The organism is Acididesulfobacillus acetoxydans, from assembly GCF_902729405.1.
Taxonomy (GTDB): domain Bacteria; phylum Bacillota; class Desulfitobacteriia; order Desulfitobacteriales; family Desulfitobacteriaceae; genus Acididesulfobacillus; species Acididesulfobacillus acetoxydans.
In genome coordinates, this window is the sequence record NZ_LR746496.1 from 3,868,764 (window position 1) to 3,885,140 (window position 16,377).

At 59.2% G+C, this 16,377-nt stretch carries 14 protein-coding genes; 1 reads left to right on the forward strand and 13 read right to left on the reverse strand.

Annotated features, from left to right (window positions below; genetic code table 11):
* Positions 1-79: 79 nt before the first annotated feature.
* The 13 genes from murB to MNU25_RS17255 form a co-directional block, all read right to left on the reverse strand.
* Entirely contained in the window at positions 80-1,069 is a 990-nt protein-coding gene (murB, locus tag MNU25_RS17195) for a UDP-N-acetylmuramate dehydrogenase (protein WP_240986186.1), read from the reverse strand.
* Complete coding sequence (locus MNU25_RS17200; protein ID WP_240986187.1) at positions 984-1,940, reverse strand: hypothetical protein; 957 nt, start codon at positions 1,938-1,940, stop codon at positions 984-986. The genes murB and MNU25_RS17200 overlap by 86 nt, the downstream gene beginning before the upstream one ends.
* A 145-nt stretch (positions 1,941-2,085) precedes the next feature.
* Positions 2,086-3,195, reverse strand: coding sequence for an undecaprenyldiphospho-muramoylpentapeptide beta-N-acetylglucosaminyltransferase (murG, locus tag MNU25_RS17205; RefSeq protein ID WP_240986188.1), 1,110 nt, complete (start codon positions 3,193-3,195; stop codon positions 2,086-2,088).
* A gap of 42 nt (positions 3,196-3,237) precedes the next feature.
* Positions 3,238-4,332 (reverse strand): stage V sporulation protein E, encoded by a 1,095-nt coding sequence (spoVE, locus tag MNU25_RS17210; protein ID WP_240986189.1) that lies wholly within the window; start codon positions 4,330-4,332, stop codon positions 3,238-3,240.
* Positions 4,333-4,626: 294 nt separating this feature from the next.
* Entirely contained in the window at positions 4,627-6,174 is a 1,548-nt protein-coding gene (murD, locus tag MNU25_RS17215) for a UDP-N-acetylmuramoyl-L-alanine--D-glutamate ligase (RefSeq protein WP_240986190.1), read from the reverse strand.
* Positions 6,175-6,379: 205 nt separating this feature from the next.
* The gene (gene mraY, locus MNU25_RS17220; protein ID WP_240986191.1) at positions 6,380-7,390 is read right to left on the reverse strand and encodes a phospho-N-acetylmuramoyl-pentapeptide-transferase; all 1,011 of its coding nucleotides are present in this window, start codon (positions 7,388-7,390) and stop codon (positions 6,380-6,382) included.
* Positions 7,391-7,492: 102 nt separating this feature from the next.
* Positions 7,493-8,929, reverse strand: coding sequence for a UDP-N-acetylmuramoyl-tripeptide--D-alanyl-D-alanine ligase (locus tag MNU25_RS17225; protein WP_240986192.1), 1,437 nt, complete (start codon positions 8,927-8,929; stop codon positions 7,493-7,495).
* Positions 8,916-10,424, reverse strand: a complete 1,509-nt coding sequence (locus MNU25_RS17230) for a UDP-N-acetylmuramoyl-L-alanyl-D-glutamate--2,6-diaminopimelate ligase (protein WP_240986193.1) — start codon at positions 10,422-10,424, stop codon at positions 8,916-8,918. The genes MNU25_RS17225 and MNU25_RS17230 overlap by 14 nt, the downstream gene beginning before the upstream one ends.
* Positions 10,425-10,668: 244 nt before the next feature.
* Positions 10,669-12,726 carry a penicillin-binding transpeptidase domain-containing protein gene (locus MNU25_RS17235; protein ID WP_240986194.1) on the reverse strand — a complete coding sequence of 686 codons (2,058 nt, stop codon included), beginning with the start codon at positions 12,724-12,726 and terminating at the stop codon, positions 10,669-10,671.
* Positions 12,727-12,779: 53 nt separating this feature from the next.
* Entirely contained in the window at positions 12,780-13,388 is a 609-nt protein-coding gene (locus MNU25_RS17240; RefSeq protein WP_240986195.1) for a septum formation initiator, read from the reverse strand.
* Between the two features lie 208 nt (positions 13,389-13,596).
* Positions 13,597-14,556, reverse strand: coding sequence for a 16S rRNA (cytosine(1402)-N(4))-methyltransferase RsmH (gene rsmH, locus MNU25_RS17245; RefSeq protein WP_240986900.1), 960 nt, complete (start codon positions 14,554-14,556; stop codon positions 13,597-13,599).
* Positions 14,557-14,882: 326 nt separating this feature from the next.
* Positions 14,883-15,314: a division/cell wall cluster transcriptional repressor MraZ gene (gene mraZ, locus MNU25_RS17250; RefSeq protein ID WP_240986196.1), complete on the reverse strand. Its 432-nt coding sequence runs from the start codon at positions 15,312-15,314 to the stop codon at positions 14,883-14,885.
* Positions 15,315-15,320: 6 nt separating this feature from the next.
* Positions 15,321-15,554, reverse strand: coding sequence for a hypothetical protein (locus tag MNU25_RS17255; protein ID WP_240986197.1), 234 nt, complete (start codon positions 15,552-15,554; stop codon positions 15,321-15,323).
* A 116-nt stretch (positions 15,555-15,670) separates the two neighbouring features.
* Here MNU25_RS17255 and MNU25_RS17260 point away from each other — a divergent pair, with 116 nt between their 5' ends.
* Positions 15,671-16,321 (forward strand): hypothetical protein, encoded by a 651-nt coding sequence (locus MNU25_RS17260; protein ID WP_240986198.1) that lies wholly within the window; start codon positions 15,671-15,673, stop codon positions 16,319-16,321.
* Positions 16,322-16,377 lie beyond the last annotated feature (56 nt).

Sequence of the window (16,377 nt, forward strand, 5' to 3'; positions counted from 1 at the left end):
TAACACCTGAAACGCCAGATTAAGACACTAAACCTTAAAGAAAATATGTCAGCCTGCGGCAGCGTTCACCTTTGATACATTATCTTCTGCCGCCTTCCGCTCCCAGATAACGAACCTCCGTCTCCAGCCGGATGCCGAACTTTTGCCATACATCTGCGCGAATATCTTCGATCAGACACAGGACGTCGGTCGCCGTCGCTTCCCCGGTATTGACGATAAAATTGCTATGTTTTTCGGACACCTTGGCTCCGCCGCATCTTTTTCCTTTCCAGCCGCTCTGCTCAATTAGCCGGGCGGCGTAATCCCCGGGCGGATTGCGGAAGACACTGCCCGCGTTGGCTTCAGCCAGAGGCTGAGCGGCCGCCCGCTTGCGCAGGCCTTCGCTCATGCGCGCCAGAATCCGCTCCCGCTCACCCGGCCCAAAAGAAAGTTCGGCAGCCAAGACCAGGGGCCGGAGGCTCAGCTTTCCTCCCTTTCCCGGAGGTCCGGCCGCAGGCTCCGGCGCTGTCGGGGGATCGACAGAGAGCGCCGCCTCGACTCCGCACACGCTTTCGTCCTGAAAGGAGCTGGTACGGTACCCGAACTTCAGCCTTTCCCTGTTGAGAAGTCGGACTTCACCGTCACACCAAACCTTGACGTTCTTGATTCCGCCTGCCATGTCTTCACCATAGGCCCCGGCATTCATGACCACGGCTCCTCCGACTGTCCCGGGAATTCCCCCGGCAAACTCCAGTCCCGACCAGCCGCGTTCACCGGCTTCCCGGGCCAGCTTCGCCAGAGAATACCCCGCTTCCACCCAAACCGAATGTTCCCCCCACAGGATCCGCCTTAGTTCGGTGGTTACGACCGTGATTCCCGCCAAACCCCGATCAGGCGCCAGCAGATTTGAACCCCGGCCGATGATCCGGAAATCCTGTCCTTGACTAAGGGCCTCCCGGACAGCCGCAACCAATTCCTCCGCACTCTCCGGCCAGCAGACATATTCAGCCGGCCCGCCGATCTTCCAAGTCGTTAAATTCTTCAGTGGGTAATTGTGCTCCACTCTGCCTTTGAACCCGTCTAACACCATCCGGTTGACTCCCCTCAGTTTCAGTTCTCCAAGCGGCCGAAGGTCTCAACTCCTTGAACGCGAGCAGTTGCTCACCCGGCCACAGCGATTGCAAAGCCTGCCGAACATCCGCCCAAGCAACCCCGAGTCCCAAGGCCTGAGCGATACTCCCGCACGCCTCCGTTTCTTCCCCCGGCTCCGGCCAACGCGGCAAAGCGCCAAGATACCTCCCTTTCCCGGGCACTCCGGAAGCGGCGTAGAAATCCACCCTATCCGGGCGCACCACCCATGACACGGGTTCCTTGGGCCCTTCTCTGCCTAAACGCCTCTCCCCCGCCATCTCCCGCAGCCAGACCCCGGGCACAATCCAACCGAGACCGGGAGCCTTTTCCCCGTACCAGACTCCATCGCTGTCCAGCCAGAGCAGGGAAGGGGCGAAGCCGGCTTCCCGCAAAATTACCCACAGCAAGGGCTTGCCCCCGATCCCGACCAAAGGCGGGAACACCGGCAGAAGAACTTCGTCCTGCCAAATCTCCGCCAAAAACTCCTCCGGAGACAGAGACCGCATGCCGGGAATCCGTACCCGCTCTGCTGCCTCCCCACTCACTCCCGGCCAGACGATCAAATCCGTGCACACCCCCGGCGGCATTTCAGCACACGGCCCTTCCCCGCCGGGCACTTCCCGGTTAGGTACTTGTCCGTCCCGCACTTCCCGATCAGGTAGTTCTCCGCGCCGATCGGCATACCAAAAACTATCTTTTCCGTTATGTATTCGAGTTCCCGGTTCCTCCACCTCATAAGGTAAACCCACAGCCTTCAACAATGCCTGAAATTCTCGCAAACCCACCGCATCCTGTACTGCCAGTAATTTAAGTTTCCGCTTCGGCCACACACGCACCGGCTCCTTTCCCAGACCTTTTTGACTGCCTTATGTTATGCGGCCGGGTCAAAAGGTGTGAAAGAGGAGACCGGAAAGAGACTGAGGAAAGACCAAGAGAAGACCAAGCGGAAACCGAGAGAAGACGCAGACGCCTGCCTCACTTCCAGGCCGTTTCCAGGCAGAGATCTACGATCTTACTCAGAGCCTCCGGCTGGGCCAGCCCGCGTGCCGCCGCACCCATACGCCCCAGGAGAGCCCGGTCTGCCAGCAAACCCTCGACCTCCTGCCACAGCCTCTGTCCGGTTAATTCCTTGTCCAAAATCAAGCGGGCGGCTCCCGCTTCGACCAGAGCGCGGGCGTTGTACTCTTGATGGTTTTCCGCCGCAAACGGGTAGGGAATAAGGACACTCGGTTTTCCGGCTGCCATCAGCTCAGCCAGAGAGGCCGCACCTGCCCGGCTGAGGCAGAGGTCCGCCGCGGCATACGCCTGTGGCATATCTTTCAGATATTCCAAAATTCGCCAGTTCGGACGTTCCCAGTCAATACCCCGCCGGCGTAAGCCGTCCAGAGTCTCTTGATAAGTATTGCTCCCCGTCGCCCAGATCACCTGGACTTCGGACCGCAGAGCCAGCTTCTCCAGCACCGTGAGCATCGCCTGGTTCAGCGTCCGGGCCCCCCGGCTTCCTCCCGTAACCAGAAGGGTCAGGCGCTCCGGACGCAGGGAGAAGTGTTTGGCGCCGGCGGCACGGCTTACCTTGCCAATATCGGGGCGGACCGGCAGTCCGGTTAAGACCGCCTTTCCGTCGGCCCGAAAACGCGGCAGGCTCTCGGGAAACGTTACCGTCACCCTTTTCACCACCCGGGCCAAGATCCTGTTCGTGATACCCGGCAGGGCATTCTGCTCATGCAGCAGGGTGGGAATGCCGAACATCGCAGCCGTCAGCACGACCGGCCCCGACACATACCCGCCGGTTCCCACAACCAGATCCGGCCCGAAATGGCGCAGGATCTCCTTGGTCTGCCAAAGGGCCTGAAAACTTCGGGCTACGGTTTTCAGGCTCTCCCAGCTCATCTTCCGCGGCAGTCCCTGCCCGCTCACTCCGGAAAATCTCCAGCCGGCCTCCGGCACCAGCTTTGCTTCCATGCCCTGACGGGTGCCTACATAAAGAATCTCACAATCCTGGACTTTATCCCTCAATCCCCGGGCAATGGCCAGGGCCGGATAAATATGGCCCCCGGTTCCGCCGCCGGTTACGATCACACGCAAGCGAGTTCTCTCCTTTCGCCGGCTGTCCGCCGGGCAGGACATTTACCTTACCTGAGATGAAATATTAAGTAAAACCCCGACGGCCAACATGGTAAAGACCAGGGAGGTACCTCCGTAACTCAAAAAAGGCAGAGTAATTCCCGTCACCGGCAGGACCCCGCTGACAACGCCCATGTTGATCATGGCCTGGATGGAAACGAGCCCCGTGATTCCAACCGCCAACAGTCCCGCAAAAGGGTCGGGAGCCGCCATGGCCGTGCGAAAGCCCCGCCAGGCCACCAGAAAAAAGAGCAGAATCACGAGTGTGGCCCCGACAAAGCCCAACTCCTCCCCAACCATGGCAAAGATAAAATCCGTATGGTTCTCCGGCAGGTAGAGAAATTTCTGCCGGCTTTGCCCCAGCCCCAAACCGAACAAACCGCCCGGACCCAGAGCCAGCAGAGCCTGAATGGTCTGATACCCCTTGCCGGAAGGGTCGGCCCACGGATCCAAAAAAGCGAGAATGCGCCTCATGCGGTAAGGAGCCGCCGCAATGGCCGCCACCACCAACCCCAAGCCTCCTCCGGCCAAGGCCACAAGCTGCCCGGTCCGCACCCCGGCCGCAATCAACATGAAGAAAGTCGTCCCGGCAATGGCCAGCGTCGTCCCTAAATCCGGCTGCAGCATGATCAGCCCGGCCACCAAGCCCAAGAGGGCCAGAATCGGCAGGAGCCCTTTGCGAAAGGACTGAATCTGCCGGGGCCTAAGAGCCAGAAGATGGGCCATAACCAAAACCATGGCCAGCTTAATCACCTCGGAAGGTTGAATCGACAAAGGTCCAAGCCCGATCCAGCGATCCGCCCCGTTGACTTTGCGCCCGATGCCCGGCACTTTGACAAGAACCAATAGCACAATGGCCAAGTAAAGGGCCGGTTTCGCCCAGCGGCGCACAAACTGTAAATCCAGCCGCAGGCCCAGGAGCATGGCGCCCAGACCCAAGCCCACCCAGATGATCTCGGCTTTGAGGAAATGGTAGGGATCGTCGAATTGAACGTAGCCCTTAACAGCGCTCGAACTGTACACCATCACGACCCCAATCGCCAGCAGTGCCAGAATCGCTCCCAACAACACCATATCCGGACGGCGGCCTTTGGGCATTCGAGATCCCCCTCCCTCATCAATAGGCTCTCAGCCTTCGCTGAATCCGCCGGCGCCAGGCTTCGCCTAAGCTGCCGATACAAACTTCCTCCTACTTTTCCGTAGGGGGATTTATTTTCTATACCCCGGGGATTACGAGCGGATGAGCAGTCCGGAAACACTCCGCCCGGAATATATTGCACCGCGGCGCCGGAGCCGCTCTCTCGGCTTCGCGGCTAAAGCACCAAACTCCGGAGTAATACCTGACGCGAACCGGTGGCGCTCCTTTACGTTTTCCCACTCCCTTCGCCAGGTCTATCCTTCGGCCTTCGGCCTCCGGCTTCTGACCTCTGGCTTCCGACCTCCGGCTTCTGTAACGCGGCGCTTCTCAACGCCCTCAGCTTCCTTCGCCACGTCTACTTTCTGACCTCCGGCCTCTGTAATACCTCTTGCCTCTGACCCCCGGCCTCTGTAATGCCTACGCACTAACGCCTTAAACAATTCCCCTCTTTCCTCATAACTCTTAAACATATCCCAACTCGTACAAGCCGGAGAGAGGAGCACGACATCCCCGGCCTTGGCTTCGGCGATGGCCAGTTCCACCCCTTCCGGAAAAGAGCCGGCTTTCAGGACGCGGCCCACTCCGGCCTCCTGTGCCGCTTGCTCCATCTCGTCCGCGGCCTGCCCCAGAAGGACCAGACTTTTCACTCTCTCCCGCACCAACGTCATAAAGTCGTGGAAATCCAGACCTTTATTCTTGCCGCCGGCCAGCAGGACCAGCGGTTCCGGGAAAGCCAGGAGCGCTTTGGCAGCCGCATCCGTGTTCGTTCCTTTCGAGTCGTTGACGAAGAGGATCCCTTCGAACGTTCCCACGGTCTCCTGGCGGTGTTCAACCCCTTTAAAATTCCGCAGCCCCTCGGCGATTTGCTCCCGGGACAAGCCTAACTCCCGGGCGGCCGCGGCCGCGGCCATCACGTTCTCCAAATTGTGGCTCCCGCGCAGTTGCAGTTCACCCCGCTTGAGAATCGGCTCAACCACCCCTTTGGCGGCAAAAACGATCATGTCTCCCCGCAGGCTGACCCCGTCCTCCAAAAAACGCGTCGGACTGAAAAACAACACCCTGGCCTTAAGCTGCGGAGCCAGGCCGCGCACGATAGGGTCATCCCAATTGAGAACCGCCAAATCCCCCTCTTCCTGGTGCGCGAAGATCTTCGCTTTAGCCGCCAGGTATTGTTCCACACTGCCGTGCCGGTCCAGGTGATCGGGAGTCAGGTTCAGCATGACGGCAATGTGCAAACGCGCCCGGTCGACAAATTCCAGCTGAAAACTGGACAGCTCAGCCACCACAATGTCCTCTCCGCTTAACCCCACCACCTCACGGCTCAGCGCCACCCCGATGTTTCCCGCCACCACGGTCTTGCGGCCTGTCTGCTGCGCCAGTTCCCCGATCAGGGTGGTCGTGGTCGTTTTGCCGTTGGTCCCCGTCACCCCTACGCTCACAGCCGGACAGTTTCTCAAGGCTAATTCCACTTCGGACCAGACCGGAATCCGCCGGGCCAAGGCCTCCTGAATGAACCCCTGCCGGGGAGAGACCCCCGGCGAAAGCACGACGAGTTCCGGCCGCACCTCGGTTAGATCCGGCGTTTTGCCCAGGAACATACGCTCGTCAGGCAAACCCAAAGCGGCGACTTCCGGCAATTCCCGCGCCGGCTTACGGTCTGTAATGAATACCTTAGCCCCCCGGGAAGCCAGCAGAGCCGCGGCTCCTTGCCCGCTCAGTCCTGACCCCACCACCAAGACCCGTTTGCCCTTGAAGTTCGTGCCGGAGTCTGTACCAAAGTCTGTGCTATCGATCCCGATCATAACATGTCCTCCCGGATTCCCCTGTTCCGAGTCGCTGTCCGTTCTCTGCTTTTTCTCCATTTTCCTTCATCCCCAGTTGTCTTTTCCTGCCGGCCGTTTGGCCGCGGAATCCACAGTACTTCGTTCATCCCTCTCAGTATCTCTGCCTCCGGTATCGATGCCGCCGCGGAATTTACTGAGTCCTTCATCCAGCGCCCGCGCCTTTTCAGGACCCGAACCCCGGGAAGTAAGCGATAATGCCCAAAACCGCGCAGAACAAGGCCACCGTCCAAAAAACCGTGTCGACTTTCCATTCGCTCCACCCCCCCAGTTCAAAGTGGTGGTGCAAAGGGCTCATGCGAAAGATCCGTTTGCCGGTCGTCTGGAAAGAAATCACCTGCAAAATGACGGAAAGCGCTTCCAAGACAAAAATCCCGCCTACGATAATGAGCACCAGTTCGCTTTTGGTCAGTACGGCGAGAGCCGCCAAAGCCCCGCCCAGGGCCAAAGAACCGGTATCTCCCATGAAGACGCGGGCCGGATACGCATTGAAACGCAAAAAACCCAAAGTACCCCCGACTACGGCAGCCGCGAAAACCGCCAAATCGGAGTCATGCGCCAGGACCGCCACGCCGATGCCCTGGATCGCCGCCAGCAGGGCTATCACGACATAGGCCAAAGCGGCCAGCAGAGTCGTGCCCGCCGCCAAACCGTCCAGCCCGTCCGTCAGGTTCACGGCGTTGACGATCCAGACGATAATGAAGACCGCCAAAGGGTAATAAAACCGGCCCAGCTGCCAGTGAATTGAAGTAAACGGTATAATCACGTCTGTCCCGCGACCGAGAACTTTGACGGAAACCACACTCAGAAGGAGGGCGAGCACAATTTGGCCGGCCAGTTTCTGATAGGCCCGCAACCCCAGGGAACGCCGCATGACCACTTTGATAAAATCATCCATAAAGCCCAACACGCCGAAACCCAGCATGGACCCTACCACGGTCATCATTTCCAAGGAGGTAGGTTTCTCCGCCAAGGCAAGCGCCCCCACCACAATACTGACCAGAAAAATGATTCCGCCCATCGTCGGGGTTCCCGCTTTCTTTTGATGACCCCGCGGGCCTTCCAGCCGAATCTGCTGGCCGAACTTGAGGATGCGGAGAATCGGGATGAAAAAAGGCCCCAGCAACAAGGTGATCACCAAAGTCAATCCGGCCGCCATGGCCAAACGTTCCAACATGTTCTAAAACCTTCCTTTTCTGCCAGCCCTTCCGCTCGGCCCTTCAACCAATCGGCCGCTCAACCGCTCGGCCGGACCTTCCCGGACAGCCTCCATCCGGTCTCAGGAAAAATCCCCGGCTTGAAGGGCCCCGCTCACCGTTTCCATCCTCATGCCCCGGGATCCCTTGACTAAAACCCAAGCCCCGGCCGGCAGTTTCTTGAGGATATGCACGGCTTTCTCCACCGCCTCTTCCCGGGTGGCACAGATGTTGACCTTGTCCGAGTCGAGGCCCGCTTCCCGGGCGCCGACGGCAATATCCTCCGCCAAAGCGCCCACGGTAATCAGGCTGCTGAGCCCCAGAGCGGCCGCCACCCGGCCGACCCGGTTATGCCCGGACTTGCTTTCCTCCCCCAGTTCATACATCTCCCCCAGAATCGCGACTGTGGGGCTGGTACCGGCCCGTTCCTTCAAGATGCCGAGAGAGGCCTGCATCGACGCCGGATTCGCGTTGTAGACATCGCTGATGAGCGTGCTCCCCTCGATTCCGGGCCTGACTTCCAGCCTCATCCTGGAGAGCTCCACTCCCTCCAGTCCTCGCGCTCCCTCCGCCAGGGAAATCCCGTAAATCGTCCCCACCGCAAGGGCCGCCAAGGCATCCAAAACGTGATGTTCACCCGGCAGGGGCAGACGGACCTGTGCCCGCTCCCCGCCCCAGGCGGCGATAAATCCCGTGCCCATAGCCCCTTGCGCGACCAGATCTGTGCCGCTGACTTCCGCTTTCATCCAGTCCCCGCGTAAACCGTAAAACCTGGCCGGATGGGGATCGGTTTTGGCTTTCTCCGCACTCGGCCGGTCTTCGGCATTGAGCACCGCCCAGCCATCCTTGGGCAGGGCTTCGACGAGTTCCCACTTGGCCCGGGCAATCTTCTCCCGCGAACCGAGAAGTTCCAAGTGCGCTGTTCCGATATTCGTAATCACCCCGGTATCCGGGCGGGCAATTTCTGTCAAAGCCCTGATTTGACCCAGCCCTCGCATCCCCATTTCCAAGACGAGGATTTCCGTATCCGGCGGGGCATTAAGAACCGTGAAAGGAAGCCCTAATTCATTATTATGGTTTTCCAGGTTCTTGCAGACCCGATAACGCCTGCCGAGCACGGCGGCCACCATGTCCTTGGTGGTGGTTTTGCCGTTGCTCCCCGTGACGGCGACGACTTTGGCCCCGATCCGCTCCCTCCAAGCCTTGGCCAAAGTCCGCAGGGCAACGGGCACGGAATCCACCAGAACCAAAGCTTTCCCGGGCGGGATCTCGCTCGGCCTAGCGGGCCAGGTTTTCACATCCGGGCCCCAGCGGGCTTGATCTGCCAGCGCCAGCGCGGCCCCGGCCTGCCAGGCAGCAGCCAGAAACTCGTGCCCGTCCCTTCTTTCTCCGGGCAAAGCGAAAAATATCTCCCCGCCTTGGGCTCGGCGGCTGTCCAACAGGCAGCCCCGCACCTGAACTTCCGCATCACCCAGTAAAGTCCCCCCTGCCAGCCGGGCGACATCTTTACCTCGCCACATGACCAGACCCCCCGTATCCCAAACCTGCCAGTACTTCCCGGGCAACCTCCCGGTCGTCAAACGGATGTGTCTCCGAACCGATGATTTGGTAGGTTTCATGCCCTTTGCCGGCGATGAGGATCGTATCCCCGGGGCCAGCCATGCCACAGGCCCGGCGGATCGCTTCCCGGCGGTCAACGACACTCTCGCAGCTGCCCCGTACCCCCTTCAGGATTTCCTTAATGATCTCCTCCGGATCTTCAGTGCGCGGATTATCCGAGGTAACCAAGGTGAAATCGCTGTACTGGGTGGCCAGACCGCCCATGAGGGGCCGCTTGCCCCTGTCCCTGTCCCCGCCGCAGCCAAACACCGTGATTAAGCGGCCCGGCGTGAATTCCCGCGCGGTTTTCAACACGTTGGCTAAACCGTCGGGCGTATGGGCATAGTCAACGATGACCTGAAAAGGCTGGGCCTGGCGGATGCTTTCAAATCGCCCGGGCACTCCGGATATCCCGGCCAGGGCCTCGGCAGCTTCTTCCGGGTCGTAACCCCGCTCCACCGCCCAGGCAAAGGCCGCCAAGGCATTATAAACGCTGAACAAGCCCGGCGTGGCATAAACCACTTCCTGCCGGCGTCCGCGAAATTCGGCCCGGAAACTCACCCGGTCCACACCCGGCCGCACCTCGGCCGCCCGGTAATCCACCGCTTCCCCCAGACCATAGGTGACAACCGCCGCCGCGGAGGCTTGTCTTAACCTGTCTGCCGCCGGATCATCTGCATTAATAATTGCGATTTTGGGCTCTTTTTTCCCCTGCAAACCCCGGAAGAGCTTGGCTTTGGCCTCCAGATACTCCTCCATCGTCTTATGATAGTCCAAATGATCCTGTGTCAAGTTGGTAAAAATCCCCGCATCAAACTCGCAGCCGTTGACCCGGCCCAGATCCAGAGCGTGCGAAGACACTTCCATGACCGCCAGGCTCACCCCTTCAGCCCGCATAGCCGCCAGGAGTTTCTGAATTTCCGTCGCTTCCGGGGTCGTCCGCTGCCCGGGGATCCGGCGCCCGGCGATTCTCGCCCCCAAAGTCCCGATCAAACCCACCTTATGGCCGTGCCGAGCGGCGATTCGCTCCACCAGATGGGTCACGGTCGTTTTGCCGTTAGTCCCCGTTACTCCCACCACTTCCAAGCCGAGACTCGGGTGATCGTAAACGGAAGCGGCCAAAAACCCCAAAGCCCGGCGGGCATTCCGAACCCGCACCTGGGGAACGGGCAGGGGGAGAAAACGCTCCACGACGAGGGCCGGCGCTCCGGCCGCCACTGCCTGGGCCGCAAAATCATGCCCGTCCGCCGCGAAACCCGGGACACAGACAAAGAGATCGCCCGTCTTGACGCCGCGGGAGTCGACGGTGATCCCCTCCACCGGCGTATTAAGGTCCCCTGAAGTATTTATAATCCCCGCCGGGACCGTCTCATCCAGCCCGGCCACAACCTGAGCCAAAGTCTTCGCAGCGGCCATCCCGATCACGCCCTTTTCTTCATTTACGATATGATTAGGTCCTTTTCTTCACTTCTTCATTTAGTATAGACAGTTCCCGCCGGATTCAGAAGTAACCCGCTGACATCTTGCCGACGAAAAAACACCGAATGCTTCGCGCAAAAGTCCCTGGCTTCAGACGGCTGGCTTTAGCCATGGGGTGGCTGACGCCGGCTGGCCGCATTTTCCTTGTACTTCGTGAACGGATAGTTGATGTCAGTTGTCTTTAACTGCCCGGCACCCGGGCCGCCGTCAGCGGCACCCTAGCCCCCAGGGATCGGATGGCCGCCACATCTTCGTCCTCATCCGCCCACCAGCGCCCCAGGCTGGGAACCCCCGCCTCTTGTCCCAAATCGATCAGAACGGTCGAACCCGCTTCCACACTCGCGTCGCCGTGGGGAATTTGATCGACCACATTGGGTCCCTGTCCTTTGACATCCACTTGAAAGCCTGCCTGAGTCAGTGTTTTCTGCGCCTCGGCCAGAGACAGACCGAGGACCGAAGGTACACTCGCAGCTTTCTTCACGGGCGGAAATTCCAGACCGGGCATCGGTTTGCTGGGGGTCATGGGGGCATCAGGCGAGGGCTTGATGCCCAGATATTTGAGAGAATCCAGCATTACCGACTGAACCACGGGGGCCGCCACCGCCCCGCCGAAAAAGGGCACGCCGTCGACCACGGCCAAGACCGCCAGGCGCGGGTGATCGGCCGGGGCAAAACCGACAAACGAAGCGACATATTCCCCTTGTACATACGCTCCGTTGACGACTTTTTGGGCGGTCCCGGTCTTGCCGGCCACCCTGTAACCCGGCAGGAAAGCCCGCCTCCCGGTGCCGTTGGTAACCACCGCCTCTAGGATCTCCCGCTCCAGCTTCGAGGTGCTTTCACTGATGACCCGGCGCACCACCTGCCTCTGAAAAGGAACCAGAACCTGTCCGCTCGGACTGTCGATTTCCTTCACCAGTTGAGGTTTCAGCAAGAGGCCTCCGTTGGCCACGGCTGAAACCGCGGTCAGAAGTTGAATCGCGGTGACATTATTGGTCTGACCGATCGACATGGTCGCCAAATCCAGCGCAGTGGCCTTTTTCTTGTTGGCCAAAATTCCCGGGGCCTCACCCGACATTTCAATGCCTGTCTTCTGCCCGAAACCGAAGGCCTGCAGATATTTGTAGAACTCATTGATTCCCAGGCGTTGCCCCATCTCCACAAAACCCGGATTGCAGGAGTTTTCCGCCACCTGAACCCAAGTCTCGTCTCCGTGGCCGCCCGCTTTCCAGCAGCGCACATTTTTCCCGAGCACCGAATAGTATCCCGGGTCGAAAAAATGCCCTTCCGGCGTAATCTTCTTCTCTTGCAAAGCCGCGGCCAGGGTAATGATCTTGAAGGTGGACCCGGGTTCATAGCCGTTTTGCACCGCAATATTACGCCGGGCTGACGGATCATAATCCTGATAATGATTTGGATCAAAGGTCGGGGTCATCGCCAGGGCCAAGAGTGCTCCGGTGTTGGGGTCCATGACCAAAATGGACGCGTTTTTCGGCGCCTGGCCGTTCATGTTGGCTCCCTGGCCGGCCATCAGTTTTTGCAGTTCCCGATCCGCAAAAGCCTGAATATTTTTATCGATCGTCAGGCGAACCGTATCTCCCTGTTTGGGAGGGAAATACAAGCGATCGGCCTGCGGCAGTTCGACCCCGTTCGCTCCGAATTCTACCTGGACGCTCCCCGGCGTCCCCTTGAGCGCTTTATCCCTGGTTAACTCTATTCCTTCTAACCCTTGATTGTCAATCCCGGTAAATCCGATAATATGCGCCGCCAAGGAGCCGTTCGGGTAATAACGGCGGCTGTCTTCCGTAACCCCCACGCCCGGAAAGTTTGCCGCCCGGACAGCCGCGGCCGCCTGAGAATCGACCCTTTTCTGTACATAGACCAGGGCCGCGCGTTTCGTGATCAGCCTGGTAATATCAGCCAAGGGCTTGTTCAAAATTTGAGCCAGCTTCTGGGCGATCTCTGCCGTGCGTCCGGACTGCCGGATCTCCGCCGGAATAGCGTAGACTGTTTCACTGCTGACACTCATAGCCAGGATGTTGCCGTTGCAATCCTCGATGTTCCCCCTCTTGGGCGCCACCGGAACGCCGCGGAAATGGCTCTCATCAGCCTTCTTGGTCAATTCCGCCCCTTGGCCCAGCTGTACGAAGGCCAGGCGGACGATCAACACGACCAGAAACGCGCTGACACACAAAAAAAGAAAAGCGATTCGTTTACGCATACGGACTAAAGGACTCATGCGCTTCCTCCCTGTTCCGCCCAGTCCCGCGTACCCAAATCGCCCGTTTCCCTTTAGCGCTGTGTGGAGGCAAACAAGCCCGTGAAAATCTGCGCCAGTTGATGCAGTGCCGACTGTATGGGTGCCTCCTGTGCACTCCCGGCCTTGGGGCCGGCGACCTTGGGTGCCGCGGCTTGCGATGATTGCTTGACGGCGGGCAGATTTCCGGCCACGTAGACCGTCCCCGAAGGCTGAACCATACCCATGGCCAGAGCCGCGGATTCAATCCGTCCCACCGAACGCAGTTTATCCACCTGAACCTGCAGCAGATCATTCTGAGCTTTAGCCGTGGAAATGTCCTTTTCCAGGCTGCGGATTTCAGCTCCTTTCACAACCGTGAGCTGAATCGTGTCGGCACAGATGGCGCCGAAAATCCCCACCGCCAGAGTCAGGGCCAGAACGCTTCTCCGTTGCAGCCGCAGCCTCCTGGGATTCCTGACGCGGGACCTTCTCCGCGTCCCGGGGCGGGAACTTCCCGGGTGTCCGGCAGGGGAACTTCCCGGGTACCCGGCCTCAACAGCTCCCCGATATCCGGACCGGACACTCCGCGCGCCGGGCCGGATATCCGGTTGACCTGCCGAAGACGCCTGCCGCCGTTCTAACTTTTCCTGCGCTACTACCATGGGTATTCCCCCACCTTTCTCTTTAGACCGTCATTTAGCTGTCTAAGTTACTGTTCGGGACTACGCTTGCTCTTCCGCTTAAACCGTCATCTAGCCATTCAAGTCGTCTGGCTATCCTAGTTATTTCGGCTGGGATTCGCTTATTTTTTCCGCTTAAGACTCAGCTGTTCGCGTTATTCCGGGATTCGCTTGTCTTACCGCCTGAGACTCAGCTGTTCGTGTCATTCAGGGATTCGCTTATTTTCTCCGCCGCTCTCAGCTTGGCACTGCGGGAGCGGGGGTTGTTCTCTATTTCCGTCGCCGACGGCAGCACCGGTTTGCGGTTGAGGAGGCGCGCCGAGGCCGCAGCCCCGCACACACAGACCGGCAAGTCCGGCGGGCAGGTGCATTTGCCCAGCCAGGACCGCATTTTTTCTTTGACCAGTCGATCTTCCAGTGAATGGAACGTGATCACAACCAGGTGTCCGCCGGGTACCAAGCAGCGCAGGGCCTGATCCAACGCCCGCTCCAGAACTCCGAGTTCATCGTTGACCGCAATGCGCAAAGCCTGAAAAGTGCGTTTGGCCGGGTGCGGACCTTCGCGCCGGGCTGAAGCCGGAATTGCGGCTTTGATCACATCTACAAGCTCCCCCGTCGTCGTCAAAGGATGCGTTTCCCGTGCCTGTGCGATAAATTCGGCAATCCGTTTGGCCCATTTTTCTTCTCCGAAGCGCCGGATAACGCGACAAATCTCATCTGCTGACCAACTATTTACAATATCCCGCGCCGTCAACTCCCGCCCTGGATCCATCCGCATATCCAACTGGGCATCCCGCATGTAGCTGAAACCACGCTCACCTTCGTCCAGCTGCGGCGAAGACACCCCCAGGTCAAAGAGAATCCCATTGACCGGCAACGCCCCCGCTTCCCGCAGCTTGTCCTCCAAGGCGGCAAAATTAGTCCTCAATAAGGTCACTCGCGTCTCTTGCGCCAAGCACTCCCCGCCCCGGCGTATCGCCGCCGGATCCTGGTCGAGACCGAAGAGTTTTCCCCTTGGGCTCAAGCGACTCAGCAGCAGCGCGCTGTGACCGGCTCCGCCCAAAGTTGCGTCGACATAAACCCCGTCCGGGTCTGTGAACCAATAATCCACCGCTTCATTAAGCAAGACCGAAGTATGCTTGTATGCCAAGATAACCCGTCCTTCGCCCATTCGAACTTCGCCCGCAAACTCACGCCCCGCTGTCCGGCTGCTGTGCCCGTCCGCATATCCGAATCCCGGCACTTTAGCCAGCGCCGAATACTCATCGGCTCCCCGGCCGTCACGCGTCTGCGCCCATCCGCTCCCTGCGCCTCTCCGGGCTCTGCACTCATCCGCGCTCCCCAAGCTTGTCAGGACTTCGCGCTGATCGAATTCCCGCGCTCACCCGATCCCCGCGCTCCTTGAACCCTAGCGCCTGTCGAACCTGAGCGCCTGCCGAATCCCCGCAGCCGGCGGGACCAAGCGCCCAACCCCTCTCAGATGCCCAGCTCGACCAAAGACTCGGCCGCCTGGGCATAGGCCTCTTCCGCCCGGCTGCTGTATTCCGCCCAGAGTTCCTGACTCCAGATCTCGACGCGGGTCGAGACCCCCACCAGGACCACGTCCTTGGTAATCTGGGCATATGAGCGCAAATTCGCCGGCAGCAAGATCCTTCCCTGTTTATCCACTTCACATTCGCTGGCGCCGGAAAAGAAGAAACGGACGAAGGCCCGCACATCCGGCTGGGTGAAGGGCAAAGCCCGCAGTTTTTCTTCGAGGATTTTCCACTCTTCTTGGGGGTAAACAAACAGACAATGATCCAGGCCCTTGGTGGCAATAAACTGCTCCCCCAAAGCCTCGCGGAATTTGGCCGGCATGATCAAACGACCCTTGCCGTCAACCGTATGAAGGTATTCCCCCATGAACATCGTCTTTCACCCCGCCGCCACAGTCTCTCTCACACTGCCGCTGCAGTCTCTCCCCCGTGGCCGCTGCACTCTCTCTCGCCGCCGGCGCAGTCTCTCGCCCGTGGCCACTGCACTCTCTCCGGCTGCAGCGGCTGCCGCCTCTCTCCCACTCAGGGAGGAGTCCGCCACTTTGTCCCACTTTACCCCACTTATTCTCCACTTCCAGGTATTTTCCTGCCACTCCGGAAAATTTTTTTCCAACCGCCCAGTTTTACAAGTCTTCCCGCCTCTTCTGGCAATAAATGCCTTAATCAAACTTAAGGAAATACGCATACTAACTTCAATAATACTTGAAATAGATCAAGGGAGGGTACTGCGTGAAATGGCTTGATATTCTCTACCGCCTCACCGGTCAGGTGGGCGGCCGGCGTGCTCGGATGAAATCAATGGGAAAGATCAAAGACAGCATCGCTTTGGGGCTTTTGGCCGGCTTAATCGGAACCCTGACGATGGATACTTCCAACTGGATCCTCTGGCGCCGGAGAAAGACGGAAAGCCTGCTCGGTCACCTGGCAGGCTCCATGCTTGTTGGGAAGTGGCGCACCAACCGACGTAAAAATTTCCTTCTGGGCCAAATTGCCCATATGTTTACCGGATCGGCTCTCGGTGTCCCCCTGGTCTATCTGTTTAAACGGACAGGCCGTGACGTTGCTTACGTGAAAGGTGCGTTCTACGGCTCACTCACCTGGTCCGTCCTGGTCGACGGCGCCACCCGTCTCGGTCTCTACCGGGCCAAGCCCAGACTGACAAAAACCTTTTACGCCGCGCTTTTTGACAATATGCTCTACGGGCTCAGCGCGACTTTCGCCATTCTCAACCTCGCCGATCGTTCTCTCTTACCGGAAAAGAGGCAGACACAGAATCTGCGGACCGAGTCGCGCGATTTTGACGAGTATTTTGACGACATGACTCCCGAAGTAATCCCGGAGGATACAGTTCCCGGTGACGCGCCGAGTTATGTACAGTAAAAAAACCGGATTTGCGGTAAAAGCAAAAAAGGAGCAACGCCTGCTTCTCGCGGACG